Annotated in this window: 16 protein-coding genes and 1 riboswitch; of the genes, 6 read left to right on the top strand and 10 right to left on the bottom strand. The window is 40.4% G+C overall.

Going from position 1 to position 17,813, the window contains the following annotated elements:
• Positions 1–48 precede the first annotated feature (48 nt).
• The 4 genes from leuB to PCNPT3_RS07915 form a co-directional block, all read right to left on the bottom strand.
• Positions 49–1,137: a 3-isopropylmalate dehydrogenase gene (gene leuB, locus PCNPT3_RS07900; protein ID WP_015465353.1), complete on the bottom strand. Its 1,089-nt coding sequence runs from the start codon at positions 1,135–1,137 to the stop codon at positions 49–51.
• 42 nt (positions 1,138–1,179) lie between these two features.
• Positions 1,180–2,748 (bottom strand): 2-isopropylmalate synthase, encoded by a 1,569-nt coding sequence (gene leuA / locus PCNPT3_RS07905; RefSeq protein ID WP_015465354.1) that lies wholly within the window; start codon positions 2,746–2,748, stop codon positions 1,180–1,182.
• 404 nt (positions 2,749–3,152) lie between these two features.
• Positions 3,153–3,626 carry a methyltransferase family protein gene (locus tag PCNPT3_RS07910; protein WP_015465355.1) on the bottom strand — a complete coding sequence of 158 codons (474 nt, stop codon included), beginning with the start codon at positions 3,624–3,626 and terminating at the stop codon, positions 3,153–3,155.
• A 50-nt stretch (positions 3,627–3,676) separates the two neighbouring features.
• Positions 3,677–4,138, bottom strand: coding sequence for a YccF domain-containing protein (locus tag PCNPT3_RS07915; protein WP_015465356.1), 462 nt, complete (start codon positions 4,136–4,138; stop codon positions 3,677–3,679).
• Positions 4,139–4,569: 431 nt separating this feature from the next.
• Here PCNPT3_RS07915 and PCNPT3_RS07920 point away from each other — a divergent pair, with 431 nt between their 5' ends.
• The 4 genes from PCNPT3_RS07920 to arsA all read left to right on the top strand — a co-directional run bounded on the left by PCNPT3_RS07920 (position 4,570) and on the right by arsA (position 8,335).
• Positions 4,570–4,914: an ArsR/SmtB family transcription factor gene (locus PCNPT3_RS07920; protein ID WP_015465357.1), complete on the top strand. Its 345-nt coding sequence runs from the start codon at positions 4,570–4,572 to the stop codon at positions 4,912–4,914.
• A 116-nt stretch (positions 4,915–5,030) separates the two neighbouring features.
• The gene (arsB, locus tag PCNPT3_RS07925; RefSeq protein WP_015465358.1) at positions 5,031–6,098 is read left to right on the top strand and encodes an ACR3 family arsenite efflux transporter; all 1,068 of its coding nucleotides are present in this window, start codon (positions 5,031–5,033) and stop codon (positions 6,096–6,098) included.
• Between the two features lie 27 nt (positions 6,099–6,125).
• The gene (gene arsD / locus PCNPT3_RS07930; protein WP_015465359.1) at positions 6,126–6,482 is read left to right on the top strand and encodes an arsenite efflux transporter metallochaperone ArsD; all 357 of its coding nucleotides are present in this window, start codon (positions 6,126–6,128) and stop codon (positions 6,480–6,482) included.
• 44 nt (positions 6,483–6,526) lie between these two features.
• Positions 6,527–8,335, top strand: coding sequence for an arsenical pump-driving ATPase (gene arsA / locus PCNPT3_RS07935; protein ID WP_015465360.1), 1,809 nt, complete (start codon positions 6,527–6,529; stop codon positions 8,333–8,335).
• Between the two features lie 37 nt (positions 8,336–8,372).
• Here arsA and PCNPT3_RS07940 read toward each other — a convergent pair whose 3' ends face one another.
• Complete coding sequence (locus tag PCNPT3_RS07940) at positions 8,373–9,272, bottom strand: LysR substrate-binding domain-containing protein (protein WP_015465361.1); 900 nt, start codon at positions 9,270–9,272, stop codon at positions 8,373–8,375.
• 125 nt (positions 9,273–9,397) lie between these two features.
• Here PCNPT3_RS07940 and PCNPT3_RS07945 point away from each other — a divergent pair, with 125 nt between their 5' ends.
• A complete protein-coding gene (locus tag PCNPT3_RS07945; protein ID WP_015465362.1) occupies positions 9,398–10,273 on the top strand; it encodes a DMT family transporter in 876 nt (291 codons plus the stop codon).
• A gap of 12 nt (positions 10,274–10,285) precedes the next feature.
• Here PCNPT3_RS07945 and PCNPT3_RS07950 read toward each other — a convergent pair whose 3' ends face one another.
• The 5 genes from PCNPT3_RS07950 to ppsR all read right to left on the bottom strand — a co-directional run bounded on the left by PCNPT3_RS07950 (position 10,286) and on the right by ppsR (position 14,399).
• Positions 10,286–11,245: an alpha/beta hydrolase gene (locus PCNPT3_RS07950; protein WP_015465363.1), complete on the bottom strand. Its 960-nt coding sequence runs from the start codon at positions 11,243–11,245 to the stop codon at positions 10,286–10,288.
• A gap of 245 nt (positions 11,246–11,490) precedes the next feature.
• Positions 11,491–11,748: a hypothetical protein gene (locus PCNPT3_RS07955; RefSeq protein WP_015465364.1), complete on the bottom strand. Its 258-nt coding sequence runs from the start codon at positions 11,746–11,748 to the stop codon at positions 11,491–11,493.
• Positions 11,749–11,806: 58 nt separating this feature from the next.
• On the bottom strand, positions 11,807–12,754 hold the full coding sequence (locus tag PCNPT3_RS07960; RefSeq protein ID WP_015465365.1) for an SDR family oxidoreductase: 948 nt from the start codon (positions 12,752–12,754) through the stop codon (positions 11,807–11,809).
• A gap of 298 nt (positions 12,755–13,052) precedes the next feature.
• Positions 13,053–13,517, bottom strand: coding sequence for a GNAT family N-acetyltransferase (locus tag PCNPT3_RS07965; protein ID WP_015465366.1), 465 nt, complete (start codon positions 13,515–13,517; stop codon positions 13,053–13,055).
• Between the two features lie 75 nt (positions 13,518–13,592).
• The gene (gene ppsR / locus PCNPT3_RS07970) at positions 13,593–14,399 is read right to left on the bottom strand and encodes a posphoenolpyruvate synthetase regulatory kinase/phosphorylase PpsR (RefSeq protein WP_015465367.1); all 807 of its coding nucleotides are present in this window, start codon (positions 14,397–14,399) and stop codon (positions 13,593–13,595) included.
• A gap of 132 nt (positions 14,400–14,531) precedes the next feature.
• Between ppsR and ppsA the strand changes: the two genes are divergently transcribed.
• Positions 14,532–16,898 (top strand): phosphoenolpyruvate synthase, encoded by a 2,367-nt coding sequence (ppsA, locus tag PCNPT3_RS07975; RefSeq protein WP_015465368.1) that lies wholly within the window; start codon positions 14,532–14,534, stop codon positions 16,896–16,898.
• Between the two features lie 435 nt (positions 16,899–17,333).
• Positions 17,334–17,438: riboswitch (glycine riboswitch) on the top strand.
• Positions 17,439–17,813 lie beyond the last annotated feature (375 nt).

The following is a 17,813-nucleotide window of genomic DNA, read 5'->3' on the forward strand; positions in this document are numbered from 1 at the left end:
TAATATTTTGTTAAAACTTGCCGTGATAGCCATTGTTTATGGACGCATTTACTGGGCAATGATGTTGGCAATACGAGAGCCTATCTGCGCCGTTGTTTTAGCCTTGGCCTGCGCATCTTTAGATAACAACTCTTGGCTTAAATACCCCTCGCTCAAGGCTTGACTCACCGCCGACTCAATCACTGAGGCGGCCTCATCAAGATGTAAACTATGGCGCAGTAAAAGGGCTGCCGATAATATCTGCGCTATCGGATTTGCAATGCCTTTGCCCGCAATATCAGGCGCACTGCCCCCCGCAGGCTCATATAATCCAAAACCCTGGCTATTTAAACTTATCGACGCCAATAGCCCCATTGAGCCCGTTAACATGGCAATTTCATCTGAAATAATATCGCCAAATAAATTAGAGCACAGCATGACATCAAACTCTGTCGGTCTACGTAACAACTGCATACTGGCATTATCAATATAGATATGCTCTAACGTGACATCGGGATAATCTTGTGCGACTTCGATCACCACTTCTCGCCATAAAACGCTACACGCTAATACATTCGCTTTATCAACAGACGTTACTTTTTTACGGCGTTTCTGCGCCACTTCAAATGCTATTTTGGCAATACGTCGGATCTCTTTTTTACTGTATTTCATCGTATCCACCGCGTAGGTATTTTCAGCTTCGCCATAACGCCCTTTAGGTAAACCGAAATAGATCCCACCGGTGAGTTCGCGCACACAAAGAATATCAAAACCATTGCTAACGATACTGTCTTTAAGGGGCGATAAATGAATGAGATCTCGATGTAATGTCGCGGGTCGCATATTACAAAAAAGCGTAAAGTGTGCACGTAGTGGCAATAAAGCGCCGCGCTCAGGCTGGTCATTAGGCGCTAAATTTGCCCATTTTGGGCCACCCACTGAGCCAAATAAAATAGCATCAGCGGCCTCGCAGCCCTGTAATGTTGTTTTGGGTAATGGGCAACCTTGCGTATCAATCGCTGCGCCACCTACCGCATATTCATGATATTGAATATCTAATGCAAAACGTTTTTCTATCGCGGTTAATACTTTACGCGCCTCTCTCATCACTTCAGGACCGATACCATCTCCTGCTAGTACTGCTATTTTATAACTCATACTTGCCTTACCCCTGATATTTTAATTAAAATGGCGCCCTGATCACGCCCCTATTACGCCACGATCTTGATCTCTTTTTTCTTTCACATCAGCCACTTTATCGGCTCTATCAATCAAATTCATGACATGTAATAACGCTAAAGCCGAGGCTTCAACCACATCAGTTGCTAAACCCACACCATGAAAATTTTGCCCCTGATACTGCGCTTCAATATCGACTTGTCCCAAGGCATCTTGCCCCTCACCTTTAGCGCTTAACTGATAACGCGATATTTTTACAACACATCCACTCGCCCGGGCAATCGCGTTATAGGTTGCATCAACCGGTCCATTACCCGTTGCAGCTTCCGTCATCACGCATCCATCTATCTTGATTTTGACCGTTGCAGTGGCACTGCCTTGTGTCGAATCTGAATGCACTGCTAAACCTTGTAATTTATAATGCTGAGAGGCATCACTTTGCGCCTCGATAAAAATCAAAGCCTCAAGATCATAATCAAAAACGCGCCCTTTTTTATCCGCTAATTTAAGGAAATCAGCATACAAACAATCCATATCATAATCTTGCTCGGTGTAGCCCATCTCCTGCATTCTAAATTTGATCACATGCCGACCCGATCGCGAGGTCATATTCATATTGTTACGTTTTAAACCAATGCTCTCAGGGGTCATGATTTCATAGGTATTTTGCGACTTAAGCATGCCGTCTTGGTGGATCCCTGATGAATGAATAAAGGCGTTCGCACCCACAATGGCTTTATTCGCTTGAACTGGCATATTGCATAATTGGCTGACTAAATGCGACGTTCGCTGTATTTCTTGGGCATTAATGCCGGTTTTAAAGCCCAACGCCTCTTTTCTTGTCGATAAAATCATCGCGATCTCTTCTAACGAGCAGTTACCCGCACGCTCACCGATACCGTTCATCGTGCATTCAACTTGTCGGGCACCTTGCGTTATCGCCGCCAATGAATTGGCAACAGAAAGACCCAGATCATCATGACAATGCACCGAGATAATGGCTTGATCTATGTTGGGAACCCGCAAAAATAATTGCTCTATGATAGATCCAAATTCATCAGGCATGCTATAACCGACGGTATCCGGGATATTGATAGTACGTGCCCCCGCTAAAATAGCAGCTTCGACCATACGACATAAATTATCAAGCGGCGTACGCCCTGCATCCTCACAAGAAAATTCAACATCGTCCGTAAAGTTACGCGCATATTTGATCGCGCCCACCGCCATCTCGAGAACCTGATCAAAAGAACGCTTTAATTTGTGCTCAACATGAATGCTTGAGGTTGAAATAAAGGTATGAATACGAAACTGCTCAGCTGCTGATAGCGCCTGCGCTGCCGCATCGATATCTTTAGTCAGCGCACGTGATAATGCGCAAACGCGACTATTTTTAATGGTACGTGCAATGGTCTGCACCGATTTAAAGTCACCTGGTGACGAAATAGGAAATCCGACTTCCATGATATCAACACCTAAACGTTCGAGAGCCAATGCGATTTGTAACTTTTCTTTTACCGTTAAACTGGCGACTAAAGCTTGCTCTCCATCACGTAACGTTGTATCAAAAATAATTACTTTTTCAGACATCTTATTTCTCCTTTGAACGATTTTTTTACGCCTAAAAAACAAAAACCCCGCGACTATTGCGCGGGGTTTGTGAGTTTTGGGCATTTATTTAATACACATCACAACCTTCTCCGCGCGATTTTCGCGAGTGAGAGTATGAGGAGGTTGAGTAATATACTTTTTATATTCATGGTTTATTTTTATGCTCTTTATAAATGAATTATCAATGCGTTGTATTGGTTTGATTTTATATCGTGCTTAATTTTTAACCTGATAAGGCTTTGATGTCAACCCTCTTTTTACATTTATTTTATGAAAATACAAAAATAAAACCCATTTTATTCAAAATAAGAAATAGCACTGATAATATAAATCAACCTTTTTTAAGGTCTAAAACGCTAGCCACTAAGGGCCTGGGACACGCATCATAACCAGCGTCTTACTGTTTTTTTATAGGTGATATATTGCGCTGAAAATTTTGATTCTAAGTACTTTTCTTCTTTTTTTATAACCAAAAAATAGAGCACGAGACTGGCAGGTAACACACTGAGTAATATCCAAAAACTGCCAAGTATCAAGCCTATAGCAATACAGATAAAACAAAATGCAACATAGATGGGATTTCGAGAATATGAAAATATTCCGTGTGTTAACAAGGTAGATGTTGGTTTCCATGGCTCAATACTTGTTTTGGCGGTGCGTAAGGCAAAGACCACATTAAGCATAGCAGCAAGGCTGATAAAAATAAGAATAAGCGCGAGCCCCTTCATCACCAAAGTACTCTGAAAGGGAGCCGGATAGACAAGTTCAAGCGCTTCACTTAACACTAAAAAACCAATAAAAATTAAAGGTGGAGGAAACTTTACCGCGGCGCCTTTCGTATCGATATCAACTGCCATATCCCCTCCTTAGTATAAAATTTGAGTGTACTTTTAAGGTTTAAACCTCGTTATTTTTCAGATCTTAATTTTTGTACTTTTATGTGTGCATTGCCATAACGGGCGGCAGCTGCCACTTCTTTGCTAACAATCGTTTTGCCTATCGGCGCAATTGAAATACCAGCCAGCTTTAAATGTTGTAACGCAAAAGGAATTCCGATGATAGTGACAAAACAAGCAACCGCAGAAAAAAGATGCCCAATGGCAAGCCAAAATCCTGCAAAAATAAACCATAAAACATTACCTAACATGCCAAAGTTTCCTGTACCAACGTCTTCATTAAGTGTTAATTCGTCACGAGAAATGGCCTCTTTTCCAAAGGGGAAAAATGAAAAATTTGCGATCACAAAACAGCTACGTCCCCAAGGGATCCCCACAATACTGATAAAGGCTAACAGTCCAAAAAACCACCATGCCAGCCCCATTATAACGCCACCTAAAAGAAACCAAATTAAATTAGCAATCGTTCTCATTTTCTTTTTAATCCTTATGTTTAGCCATCATCTGCATTGCGTGGCCTACGCTTAAAATAACGAATTTTAGCCAAGCACTCAAGTCAAAGTGTCACTTTTATACTGTGATCTTTGAATGATATGAAGAATAACATCATACTTTCTCACATTATTAGAGATGTAAAAAAGCAGTCCACCAGCCAGTTACAATATAATTTTAATCCTTATTAAGGATTTTTCATCTATTTTAGGGATAATTTGAAGTAGAAAATGAAATTGAAAAAGGAGTCGTCAGGTAAATAAACCGCTAGCCATTATACAATACTGCGCCTATACTAATCGTGTTTTAACGATTAACTAATATCAAAAATACGCAGATGTGAGTCACAACCCCGTTTATGAGTTATACATGGACGCACTCTCAGCGCTTATTTTAATATTTAAGGATAAAAATGTCTAAGACACCCTGCGCCACTACCGATGATCTCGTGTTTTCATCGACAGAGAAAGAGATCGATGATGAAAAAAACTTGGCGCTATTATCAAAAGCACTTGCGCATCCAGCACGTATTCGGATCTTAAGAATATTGCTAAAATTAGATAAGTTAGGAGGCTGTTTAAACAGTGATTTTGTGACTGATTTAGGCTTAGCGCAATCTACCGTGTCAGAGCATTTACGTATATTGAAAAACGCTAATTTTATTAGTGCAGAGCCGATGCCACCTAAAGTTTGCTACCGAATTAATAAAGAAACTATCGATACTTATCAGTCTTTATTTTCTAACATATTGAATTAATTTTAAGAGAGAGCTTGATGGTATTACGCATTTAACGCGTGATACACACATGCTCTTATTTTTTACTTACATTAATCGTTTATCGGCGATAGACGGTAGATAAAAAGAGGTTACACATGAGCACCGAGCAAAGCCCCCCTAAATTAGGTTTTTTAGATCGTTTTTTAACCCTATGGATTTTTTTAGCCATGGCCATAGGCGTCTTGTTAGGCTTTACATTTCCTGATCGTATCGCCTCGTTAAATACAACGCTTTCCGTAGGCAGTACCAATATACCTCTCGCCATCGGCCTTATTATCATGATGTACCCGCCACTTGCTAAAGTGAATTACGCTTTAATGCGTAAAGTATTTAGTGATAAAAAAGCAATCAGTCTATCACTCATCATGAACTGGCTGGTTGGGCCCATTTTGATGTTTGGTTTGGCTATTCTCTTTTTAGGCGATCACCCACATTTAATGACGGGTGTGATCTTAATTGGACTCGCGCGTTGTATTGCGATGGTGCTGGTGTGGAATGATATTGGAGGAGGCAATAAGGAATATGCAGCTGCATTAGTTGCATTAAATAGTATATTTCAAATATTCACTTACAGTTTTCTAGCATGGTTATTTATTAGTGTCTTGCCACCCTATTTTGGTGTTACTGGGCAACTTATTGATATTTCGATAATCGATATCGCTCAAAGTGTATTAATTTACTTAGGGATCCCTTTTCTTGCAGGTTTTTTAAGCCGTAAGATTTTAGTCGCCAAAAAAGGTGAGCAGTGGTACAACGACACTTATATTCCTGCCATTTCACCCCTTACTCTTATCGCATTACTGGCTACTATTATTTTAATGTTTAGCCTTAAAGGTGAAATGATCATTGACCTGCCGATGCAAGTGATTTTGGTTGCGATCCCCTTAACTATCTACTTTTTCTTAATGTATTTAATTAGCTTTTTTAGTGCCAAGAAAATGGGTGTGCCTTTTGATAAAAGCGCCTCTATCGCTTACACCGCAACCGGTAATAATTTTGAACTTGCCATTGCCGTTTCTATCGCTGTTTTCGGTATTAATTCACCCGAAGCTTTTGCCGGTGTTATTGGCCCTTTAGTTGAAGTACCTGTCTTGATTGCGTTGGTTAACCTTACCTTAAGATTTAAAAAACATTATTATCTCAAAACGTCAGATATTGCGTAATCTACTCACCAATAGGAAAATATAAATATGTTATCAATACAAATTTTTGAACCTTCCATGTGTTGCTCTAGTGGAATATGTGGCGCAGATATTGACCCTTTATTACTGGCTTTTTCCGCCGATGTAAAATGGCTGAGCACTCAAAATATTACGCTTGAGCGCTTTAATTTAGCGCAACAAGCGCTGGATTTTGCGCAAACCTCTAACGTCTCTTCTTTTCTTGAGAAACACGGCGTAGAGGGCTTACCCGTACTTTTAGTTAATACTGAGATTGTCTTAAAGGGCCGCTACCCAACCCGCCAAGAGCTAGCATCTTGGTGCGCTTTAACCTGCTCAAGTAGTGAGGTTATTAGCCCTGTGAAATCGAGTTGTTGTGGCGCGTAGCAACGCTTAAAAAATCAGTAAATACACGTTTAAAGGATAACAATATGCAAAAGTTCTTAACTGATCCGCCCCCTTTTCTTTTTTTTACGGGTAAAGGTGGTGTAGGTAAAACCTCTATTGCGTGTTCGAGTGCACTGTTTTTAGCTGAACAGGGACACAATGTTTTATTAGTGAGTACCGATCCGGCCTCGAATATAGCGCAAGTTTTTAACACCAAAATTGGTGAGCATATTACCAATATTGAGTCAGTTAAAGGGCTCAGTGCTTTAGAGATAGATCCACAAGCGGCAGCAAAGGCTTACCGCGAAAAAATCCTGTCTCCGGTGCGAGGAAAATTACCAGACGCGGTATTAAACAGTATTGAAGAGCAATTATCGGGGGCTTGCACCACTGAAATAGCTGCTTTTGATGAATTTACTGCACTACTCACCGATCCGGCTTTACGTCAAACGTACCAATATATTATTTTTGATACTGCGCCAACAGGCCATACTATTCGTTTATTACAACTCCCCGGTGCATGGAATGAATTTTTAGAGCAAGGCCTAGGGGATGCATCTTGCTTAGGGCCTTTAGCCGGTTTAGATAAACAACGCAAAACATACGCACAAGCCGTAGACGCGTTATCAGATCCTGAGCAAACACGTTTAATCTTAGTGGCGCGCGCACAGGCATCAACCTTAGATGAAGTGGCACGTACTCATATTGAACTAAGCCATATTGGTTTAAAAGATCAATTTTTGGTGATAAATGGCCTCTATCCACAACAAGACATAAAAGAGGATGCTCTGGCAAACGCTATTTATGAACAAGAACAACAAGCATTATTGATGATGCCAGCTACCTTAAAAAATTTACACTTAGATAAACTAACACTGCTCAGCAATAGCCTTGTCAGTTTAGATGCTTTGCGTAAGTTAATAGCGACCTCAGTGGATTTAAGCTTTGAACATGACATTAAAAACACAAAAAAAGAAACTGAAAAAGTGCAATCAGCCCCTATTATTATTGATAACGAAGCGCACCACTCACTCGTATGTTTAATCGATGAACTCGATAAACTCGATCATGGTTTGATCATGCTGATGGGTAAAGGCGGAGTTGGCAAAACAACCATTGCAGCGGCGCTTGCTTGTGAGCTTGCAAAACGTGGCCATAACGTCCACCTCACCACCTCTGATCCGGCAGCAAATTTAAGCGCGACATTGCACGGTACATTAGAGAACCTTGAAGTAACCCGCATTGATCCTGAAATTGAAACAACACGTTATCGCCAAAAAATAATGCTAAGTAAAGGCAAGCATTTAGATAGTGCAGGTAAAGCGCTATTAGAAGAAGATTTACGCTCACCTTGCACAGAAGAAATTGCCGTATTCCAAGCTTTCTCACAGGTGATTAGTGAGGCGAACAAACGATTTGTGATCATGGATACTGCGCCGACTGGACATACCTTGTTGTTACTTGATGCAACGGGGGCCTACCATAAAGAAGTTGCTCGAAAAATGGAGACTAAGCAGATAAGTTTTAGTACGCCCATGATGCGACTACAAGATAGTACATTGACCAAAGTTATCATTGTAACGCTCGCAGAGCCCACTCCAATACAAGAGGCATTGAGTCTACAAGCCGATTTACAACGAGCAGGGATTGAGCCTTGGGCGTGGGTGGTAAATAACACCTTAAGTTTACATACATTAAAAGCCCCTTTAATGTTACAAAGAGTAGCACAACAACAATCGTATATAAATGCCGTTAAACAGCAGCATAGTCAAAAATATGCGATCGTACCCTTACAGGCAATCGAGCCTGTTGGCGTGAATGCCTTACAAAAATTATGTGCACTACCAGCTTAATTTAAAGGCTACCTAAGCAAACTTTAGGTCGCTTTTTTTAATCTTTTGGCAAACATAATAACTTTAACCAGTTCCCCAATTTAACAATATCTGGGTGTTGATGGCGCGTTTTTTTATAGACAAAATAGAACTTATCGCCGGTGATTAGTGCGTGCATAGGGATACGTACTAAATTAGTTTGATGCGCTTGCTCCGCCATTAAATAATTATCTATCAGGGTGATCCCTAAATCATAACGGGCAGCTTCTGTCGCTAATAACACATGACTAAAATGGCAGATTTTAACCTCCGTCGGTAAATTAAAACCACCTCGGGCGCACCATTGTTGCCAATCTTTCGGTTCCGATTTATATGTTTCATTATATTGAACCGATAATAAAGGATGCTGCCAGAGTGCATCCGGGAGCGGTTTATCCTGGATCTGTTGCCATATTTTAGGGCCACACACCGGATAGAGCTTTTCTGCATATAAAAATTGGCTCACAAAATGATGCTTAGGTGGGTGAATGGTAATAAAGCAATCGGCTACATTATCATTACACTCAGGCTCATCCGTCACCATATTTAACGTTAAATTTATCTCTGGATATTGCTCACGAAAATCCTCTAATCGGGGGATAAGCCAGCGCATGGCTAACGAGCTATATAACGCCAAACGCAGTTCATCACTTTTACCATAACGGATTGCTGCACTGGCATTCGACAAGCCCATTAAAGCGCAACTTATCTCATCAAAGTAACGCGCACCTACCTTGCTTAAGCTAAAGGCGCGCCCATGCCTATCAAATAAATTTTCACCTAAATGATCCTCTAATATTTTCACCTGATGACTCACCGCACTTTGGGTCACGTTAAGCTCTAACGCGGCTTTAGAAAAACTATGCAGGCGCGCAACCACTTCAAAACATTGCACTGCGCGTAAAGGAGGCAACTTCATATTAGTTAAACTCATGCTAAATTAATTTTAATCATTATACATCATACTAAAGCTGACATAAGCTGGTTTTACTGCAAGTCACTAAATTAAACATCAACCCCTTTTAAATACACTGGAATAATATAATGCCTAAAATGACTGTCGGTTTTGCAATGATTTTATTGGTGATCGGTAATCTTATTGCGGTCTTCTCAGATGCATTGATAAAATCTTTGCCCGATGATAGCGCGGTATATCAATTTGTATTTTTTCGCCAACTTAGCGCCGTGCTTATATTATTCCCCTTATGTCATTTTCTGGGTAATAAAAATTTATTTCAAGATCTAAAATGGCATCTTATACGTGGACACATTTGGTTGTTTGGCGCTATTTTTATGGTGATCTCACTCAATGCCTTACCTCTAGCAACGGCTAATGCCATTTTTTATGCAGCGCCTTTACTGATGCTTCCTTTAGCAATGCTGCTATTTAAAGAAAAGTTAACGCGCCAAACTATCTGGGTTTCCATCTTTGGCTTTATCGGGGTACTTATCGTCGTACAACCCACACATATTAGCTGGGCTGCAATCAGCGCGTTAATTGTGGCTTTTACCTTAGCCAGCAATAATATTTTGATCCGAAAATTACCGAAACAACATTCAATATTACAAACGTTACTGCTCACTAATCTTGTCGGCATACCGGCTGCGTTATGCTTGGCAATGTGGGAGGGAAAACCATGGCATTGGGAACCTATTGTGACGGCAACGGGCTCAACCTCGTTTATTTTAATTTATGCAGGTATCTGCATCTTTGTGTATCGCAGTGTCGAGGCCAGTAAAGTGGCAAGCGCCGAATATAGCGGACTGCTCGGCGCGGTGGGTGTCGGTCTCTTGTTCTTTAATGAAATACCCGAAATGAGTATGCTGATTGGCACCCTCTTTATCATCTTACCTTTAATTTGGTTAGCTAGATTTGAAGCAAAAAAAAGATATTTAGTATCCCAAACTAAAAGCGAATGACACGCACACAAATTATAAAATATGCTGCCGATTTATTTTATCATCCACAAAAACGCGGCCACTTTTTATACTTTGATAAAAATGCTCAAACACCCGTCCCATTTCATTATTAGCATCACTTAAAAAGTAGCTATGACCTTTGGGAAAGTCATATTGATTATTAAAATTATCACAATCAATACTGTACACATTACGCTCTATTTTATGTTGATTTTCAGGGCCACTGTGACCGAGGCGTCTCGATGCGACTTTATTTTTTAAATTAGAGATTTTACTGGCGCGTAACGCCAAATCATCACTTGCATAATACACCGAGACATTACGGGAGGCTTGACTCATCAAGCGTCCATCTTGACCCTCTTCAAGGCTCTCATTAACAATATCAGGCGCCATTAAAATAGTATTTCTAAATAACAGAGGAACACCATGGGCTAAGTCATAATTATTCCACGCAGCCAAAGCCCCTCGAAACACGCGATTACCCATCGAATGCGCAAGTATATTAATGCGTTTTAGACAGGGTATATTGGGATCTGCTTTATCTCGCCACGTCATAAAAAATTCTAAAGCGCGTGCAAAAGCAAACGCACTTTGGTCGGCTGCTTTTTGATCATCCCAATAATCTTTTACTATGCCAAAATCGTTATCACAAGGCCATATCAAGGCGATCACTTCAATAAGATTTTCTTCTTTTAAATCAAAATAGGCTTGTAGTTTCTCTGCCTGTGCAAAGATATCAATCTCAGGTAAGTTTGAAAAACCATGAATAAAGAACAAAATCTGTTGCGCCTTACTTTTTTTAAGGTGCTCCATCAAAGCATTCGAGCCGATTTCTATATATTTATTCGGCGCAGTGCGTGAGCAATAATAAAGATAATGCGCAGCACTATTATCGGTTAAATCAAATTGATACTCCCCTCCGAAGTCGCTATGAATAGATCCTTTGGGCGCTCTATTAGTAATAAACAGCATATTTCCCCTTTATAGCGCGATTTTAAGTCTTGCTTAAAGGCGCTCTTAACATATAAAAATCATAATGGCAGATTATCAATGATACTTTTCAATCCTAAAAATGCACATCAAACATTAACCTTTTTATTATAGATAGAATTATATTTATCGTGGTCGCCTCTAAAAAATAAGCATAAAAAAACCTCGTAAATCGAGGCTTTTTTACAGGGCATATACTGTCTGCAAACAGTGAACATAGACGTTAACTATTTTTTGCAATAATCTTTAAAGCTTGGCGCTGTATTTTGAAAGTTTTGTTGTGCAGCAAGCTCCCAAGGTCGTGCGCATTGTTTGAGTTTAGCGCACCAAAGGTAACCTGCTGAGCCAATGCATTGATGCTCATCGATATCTGCCCCCACTAATATGCCCGTACTTATCGCTTTAGGTGCGATCGCCTTCTCACTCGTACAAGCACTCAGTGCAAAGACAATAAATAAACTAAACATTAATACTGTTTTCATCATATGACTCTCTTTATTGCAGGCGTAACTTTAAGCCGAATATTTCGTAAACTAAATTCAATTATAAATTATAATGCTCACGGTACCATGCAAGGGTTTCTTGGATCGCTATTTCTGTTGAGGTAACGGGCATAGAAAATGCATTTTGAAATTTATTATGCTCCACAATATACGGCTGATCCCACGCATACATCATCTCTTTAAGCTCTTTTAACATCGGATTGAATAATCCAAGGACACTCAGCATTTTTTTACCCGTAGCGCGCACTTTTATATTCTGACCAAGCTCAGTTTGCACGCAATCAAGTAACGCTTTAGTGCTGATTGTCGGTGCATTAGGAATGTGCCAAATTTCACCTAACGCCTGATCTTGATCACTTAAAATAACTAATGCACGTGCAAAATCTTTAATATAAGTATAGCTATGTGCTAACTCGATATTGCCTAATACATTCAGCGGTTTTTGTAATAACGCATTTTTAAAGACGTCTTTTCCTAACCCTGAATTAATAACTTGTGGCCCATAAAAGTCAGAGGCGCGCCCTATTGTAACGCCGACATCGCCTTTCGCGTGTGCGACTAAGAGTATATCTGCCATTGCCATCCTCACTTTACCCTTATGACCGATTGCATTGCACGGCGAGAGTTCGGTGATGGGTAAACCCTGTGTATCACCATACATATACAAATTATCTGCATAAATTAGCTTCGCATTAGTGCGCATCACCCCCTTTAGGATACCTTGTGTTAAAGGTATAAATTGAGTTGCCCACTGCGTATATTTAGGCATTGCACAATGAAAAACACTCCCCGCATCTTTACATATTTGGTAAACACTATCCTCGTCAGTTGCGTCTGCTGCCAATACCTTTATGTTGCTGGGTAATGTTTGATCTAATTTTCCACTTCGATTGACTAAACTGACTTCCCAACCTTGTTTAGCAAGTATTACCGCAACCCAAACACCTAAAGGACCACTTCCAAAAACAACACTTTTATAATGAGACATACTTCCCCCTTAATTTTCTATACGAATAAATATAGCCTCAATATAAATAACCAGTCCTATCTATACCCATAGATACTGCAAAATGCAAAATCAGCAAGCCAGATTGGGTTTAGTTTCTAGGCATAAAATTGAAACGTAGTTATTCTACATTGATGTTTTTAACAACACATCAACATCAACGATAAGTTCAATTTTAGCGAGTGCCTGATAAAGCATATTAAGGTAACAGGGGAATATCCTAAAAAGGATCAGATAAGATCACAGCATTTACGTTAGCACCACTTAAAATGATGATCTCTTACTCATGTATGGCGGCTCGTTGGTAATGAAAAACCCCCTTTGGCTCTTCTTTTACATATTGCATACCGACATATTCTGCAATTTTAATTGACGCACTATTGCCTTTTTTAATCGACGCGCGTATTGGCGCTTTAATTTTATCCGCCAACAGACTTAGCATCTGTTTACCGATACTTTGGCCTCGATGCGTAGGTGCAACCGTCCACGATAACTCAAACTCCCCATTTGCAAAATCACTGCGCAACGACCCTACCGCTACGTTGTTTTTTTCGACAACATATAACATACGCAACGGATCTTGTAACAACGCATTTAACCATTTTTCATGCTCAGAATATTTTATCGGGGTACTACAATGGCTCGCCTGTTGCGTCTGTTTATCATTACGCCATTTAAGTAATAACGGGCCGTCTTCTAATGTTGCGAGGCGTAACAATAATGATTTTAAATGCGTTTTTGACATAGATTATCTTTCACTCTTTTACGCGCGATTAATAGACGAAATATTTTAAATTCAGGCAATGCCACGGTATTGATATTAAAACATTTGCCGTTTTATCTGGCAGATATCAATGATCTTTGCACTGATCTCTTCCACACTTTGTTTCGTCGTATCCAGAAAAGGTATGCCTTCACGGCGATATAACATTTCCACTTCATTGATTTCATAACGGCATTGTCGTAATGAGGCATATTGGCTATTTGCTAAACGTTGCGTGCGGATCTCATGTAAACGATGCGCATCAATGGTTAGGCCAAATATTTTGTGTTTATTTTTTTTGAGCTCATCCGGTAACTTTAAATTATCCATATCCTCATGAATAAACGGATAATTTGCAGTCGAGATACCAAATTGCATTGCTAAATACAAACTACTCGGCGTTTTACCACAACGCGAGACGCCCACTAAAATTAAATCACTTTTATGTAAACGCTTTAAACTGATGCCATCATCGTTATCGAGCGAATAATTTATGGCATCAATGCGCGCATTGTAGGTTTCATTGCGCATACCATGTGTTCGATGCGGTTTGGGACGTGCTTTCATACCTAATTCTTTTTCGAGAGGCGCAACAAAGGTTTTTAAAAAGTCATAACAGATCCCCTCACTCGCTTCGATAGTGGCTCGAATATCCGCATCGATGATCGAATGGAAAACTAATGGGGCTTGCTGCTCGAAAATACTTTGATTGATTTTGACAACCGCATCCTGGGCTTTTTGCATATTTTCAACAAAAGGAATGGTTATTTTTTCAAATTCCATATCAAATTGCGAGAGCACTGCATGGCCAAGTATTTCGGCTGTTATTGCTGTTCCATCGGAGATATAAAAGATCTTGCGCACAGTATAATACCTCTAGATTAAAATTAATTGAGAGTCCTGGATTTTCATGATATATCAACCACATTGTAGCAGTGCAAAATACAATAAACTATCTTGTTAGTTAGTCCACCTTTGTGAATTTGGAGATTTACAGTGCAAAATTATGTACTTTGGTATGAACAACTAGGCATGACCGATGTGAATGTTGTTGGCGGTAAAAACGCATCATTAGGCGAAATGATCAGTCATTTATCTGATGCGGGTGTGCAAGTACCCGGCGGTTTTGCAACAACAGCTCACGCTTTCCAAGAGTTTTTAGAAGGCAGCGGTATCAATGATAAAATATATCAACTATTAGATGAACTTGATGTTGATAACTTACCTGAACTATCCAGGGTAGGTAAAAAAATCAGACAATGGATAATAGAGACCCCATTTCAACCGGTACTTAAAGATGCCATTGCCACTGCTTATCAACGCTTAGCAAAAAGTTCCACTGGCATGTCCTTTGCCGTGCGATCTTCTGCGACCGCTGAAGATATGCCCGATGCATCTTTTGCAGGGCAACAAGAGACATTTTTAAATGTAATAGGTATCGATGCGGTATATGTTGCAATCAAACACGTGTACGCCTCTTTATTTAATGATCGCGCCATTTCGTATCGTGTTCATCAAGGTTATACACATCGAGGTGTTGCGCTTTCAGCTGGCGTACAACGCATGGTGCGTAGTGACATTGGCGCCTCTGGCGTTATGTTTACACTCGACACAGAATCCGGTTTTGAGGATGTGGTCTTTATCACCTCATCATGGGGCCTCGGTGAGATGGTAGTGCAAGGCGCCGTTAATCCCGATGAGTTTTATGTACATAAAGCCACATTACAAGCACAACGCCCTGCTATTGTGCGTCGTCATTTTGGTAGCAAGCTCATTGAAATGGTTTACTCTGATGACCTTTCCCATGGGAAACAAGTCTTAATTAAAGACGTTGACAGCGCGCGCCGTCAGAAATTTTCAATCTCAGATGCGGATGTATCCGAGCTTGCGCTACAAGCATTAATTATAGAAAAACATTATGGTCGCCCGATGGATATTGAATGGGCAAAAGATGGTCTAGATGGAAAAATCTATATTGTTCAAGCGCGCCCAGAAACAGTACGCTCCCGTGAAAACAGCAATATCATGGAGCGTTATACCCTTAACGAGCCCGGTGAAGTGCTGATTGAGGGCCGTGCTATTGGTTCAAAAATTGGGGCCGGTACAGCAAAAGTATTAACCTCCATTGATGAAATGGATAGGATCAAAGAAGGTGATGTTTTAGTCACTGATATGACCGATCCCGATTGGGAGCCTATCATGAAACGCGCCTCTGCCATTGTCACTAATCGTGGTGGACGTACTTGTCATGCAGCCATTATTGCGCGTGAATTAGGCATTCCGGCGGTGGTCGGTTGCGCGAACGCAACAACGCAAATAAAAGAAGGCCAAGCGGTCACGGTTTCTTGCGCGCAAGGCGATACCGGGTTTGTCTATCAAGATATTCTTGATTTTTCAGTGCACTCATCGCAAGTGAATAATTTGCCGGCACTTCCCTTAAAAATAATGATGAATGTGGGTAACCCTGATCGCGCCTTTGATTTTGCACGATTACCCCATGCTGGCGTAGGTTTAGCCCGTGTTGAATTTATTATTAATCGCATGATAGGAATTCACCCTAAAGCATTACTTAACTTTGAGGATCAAGACGCCAACCTACAACAAAAAATTAACGAGATGATCGTAGGTTATGCGGATCCGGTTGAATTTTACATTGCCAAGTTAACCGAGGGGATCGCCACTTTAGCCTGCGCTTTTTCACCCGAAAAAGTCATTGTGCGTATGTCCGATTTCAAATCGAATGAGTATGCAAATTTACTCGGTGGTAAGCGTTATGAGCCTCAAGAAGAAAACCCTATGCTGGGATTTCGAGGCGCTTCTCGTTATGTGTCTGACGACTTTAGTGATTGCTTTGCATTAGAATGTGACGCCATTAAACGCGTACGTAATGACATGGGATTTGTAAATGTAGAGATCATGATCCCCTTTGTGCGCACGGTAAGTGAGGCACAATCTGTCATTGATTTATTAGCAAGTCATGGTTTAAAACGTGGCGAAAATGGCTTACGTATTATCATGATGTGTGAGATCCCATCGAACGCTTTACTGGCCGATGAGTTTTTAGCCTTGTTTGATGGATTCTCTATCGGATCAAACGATTTAACCCAATTAACATTGGGCCTAGATCGTGATTCAGGGATCATCTCGCATCTTTTTGATGAGCGTAACCCCGCCGTTAAAAAATTATTATCGATGGCGATCAAAGCCTGTAAAGCGCAAGGTAAATACATCGGCATTTGCGGACAAGGCCCCTCTGATCATGAAGATTTTGCAGCATGGTTAGTTGATGAAGGCATTGATAGTTTATCTTTAAATCCTGATACGGTGCTAAAAACATGGTTATATCTTGCTAAGCAACATTAAATAATAAGCATTAAACAAGTATAAAGCGCACCTTAAAACCACGCTAGCACATAAATAGCGTGGTTTTTTTATCGCGAAAATCCGCTTCAACATTCAAACATCCAAACATGATCTCCCCTCTAAAACGCGCCTTAAAACCACAATAACCTTAATGTACGCATTACTTTGATGGCTTTTTAAACGCTTTTGAAAATTATAACTTTTAAAGTAAATTTGCTACATACATCACGTTTATTTTGCATTACTATCCCCGTAACAGAACGTTTAGCCTTGCTAAATGTTTGTTCCGATGAAGACTGCAGGAGAGCGGCTGATTGCAAGGTATAGAACACCTTGATATAGCCCACCGAAGAAGTAAATCTTTCAGGTGTTTTCTATTCTTTTTGAATAGCGCTAAACGTATACGTTTAGATGAGCGAAATGAGGACTGTAGTTGGAGGAACCTCTGGAGAGAGCCGTTAATTCGGCCGCCGAAGGAGCAAACCTATCACCCCAAAAGTGACAGGTGAAACTCTCAGGCAAAAGGACAGAGGAGTGGAAAGCTATATACCCTTGATATTTCAAGATACAAAATCAGCAAACCTGATAACGTATATTGAAGTAACAGGGAGATACAAGCCCCGTAATGTCAGTGCGCATCAAAAACACCACAGATCCGTGGTAATTTTGGGTCTGTATTGAGATAACGAGGTAGTACTAATACCAAAGGAATTAAAGCAATGATCTGTCTTGCTTGTTGAGATTGTCCTACCTCTGTTGTGAGTTTTGAAGTGAGAGTAACACTCTCCTGCAACTCGCGCCTTGCTAGTGCTAATTTTGCCAGCGCAATACACGAAAGCTTAATTAATTCCATGGGTACCATGCACAATATATGCTTAGCGATAACCGTAGAATTTTTGCGTCTATTGCCTTTTC

The organism is Psychromonas sp. CNPT3 (genome assembly GCF_000153405.2).
GTDB lineage: Bacteria > Pseudomonadota > Gammaproteobacteria > Enterobacterales > Psychromonadaceae > Psychromonas.

What these genes read in the sequence shown, in the direction of transcription:
- PCNPT3_RS07950 (WP_015465363.1), bottom strand. Translation starts at nt 11,245, where the DNA reads ATGCTGTTTATTACTAATAGAGCGCCCAAAGGATCTATTCATAGCGAC.
- PCNPT3_RS07945 (WP_015465362.1), top strand. Translation starts at nt 9,398, where the DNA reads ATGCCTAAAATGACTGTCGGTTTTGCAATGATTTTATTGGTGATCGGT.
- PCNPT3_RS07940 (WP_015465361.1), bottom strand. Translation starts at nt 9,272, where the DNA reads ATGAAGTTGCCTCCTTTACGCGCAGTGCAATGTTTTGAAGTGGTTGCG.
- PCNPT3_RS07920 (WP_015465357.1), top strand. Translation starts at nt 4,570, where the DNA reads ATGTCTAAGACACCCTGCGCCACTACCGATGATCTCGTGTTTTCATCG.
- arsD (WP_015465359.1), top strand. Translation starts at nt 6,126, where the DNA reads ATGTTATCAATACAAATTTTTGAACCTTCCATGTGTTGCTCTAGTGGA.
- PCNPT3_RS07910 (WP_015465355.1), bottom strand. Translation starts at nt 3,626, where the DNA reads ATGGCAGTTGATATCGATACGAAAGGCGCCGCGGTAAAGTTTCCTCCA.
- leuB (WP_015465353.1), bottom strand. Translation starts at nt 1,137, where the DNA reads ATGAGTTATAAAATAGCAGTACTAGCAGGAGATGGTATCGGTCCTGAA.
- arsB (WP_015465358.1), top strand. Translation starts at nt 5,031, where the DNA reads ATGAGCACCGAGCAAAGCCCCCCTAAATTAGGTTTTTTAGATCGTTTT.
- PCNPT3_RS07915 (WP_015465356.1), bottom strand. Translation starts at nt 4,138, where the DNA reads ATGAGAACGATTGCTAATTTAATTTGGTTTCTTTTAGGTGGCGTTATA.
- PCNPT3_RS07965 (WP_015465366.1), bottom strand. Translation starts at nt 13,517, where the DNA reads ATGTCAAAAACGCATTTAAAATCATTATTGTTACGCCTCGCAACATTA.
- PCNPT3_RS07960 (WP_015465365.1), bottom strand. Translation starts at nt 12,754, where the DNA reads ATGTCTCATTATAAAAGTGTTGTTTTTGGAAGTGGTCCTTTAGGTGTT.
- arsA (WP_015465360.1), top strand. Translation starts at nt 6,527, where the DNA reads ATGCAAAAGTTCTTAACTGATCCGCCCCCTTTTCTTTTTTTTACGGGT.
- leuA (WP_015465354.1), bottom strand. Translation starts at nt 2,748, where the DNA reads ATGTCTGAAAAAGTAATTATTTTTGATACAACGTTACGTGATGGAGAG.
- PCNPT3_RS07955 (WP_015465364.1), bottom strand. Translation starts at nt 11,748, where the DNA reads ATGATGAAAACAGTATTAATGTTTAGTTTATTTATTGTCTTTGCACTG.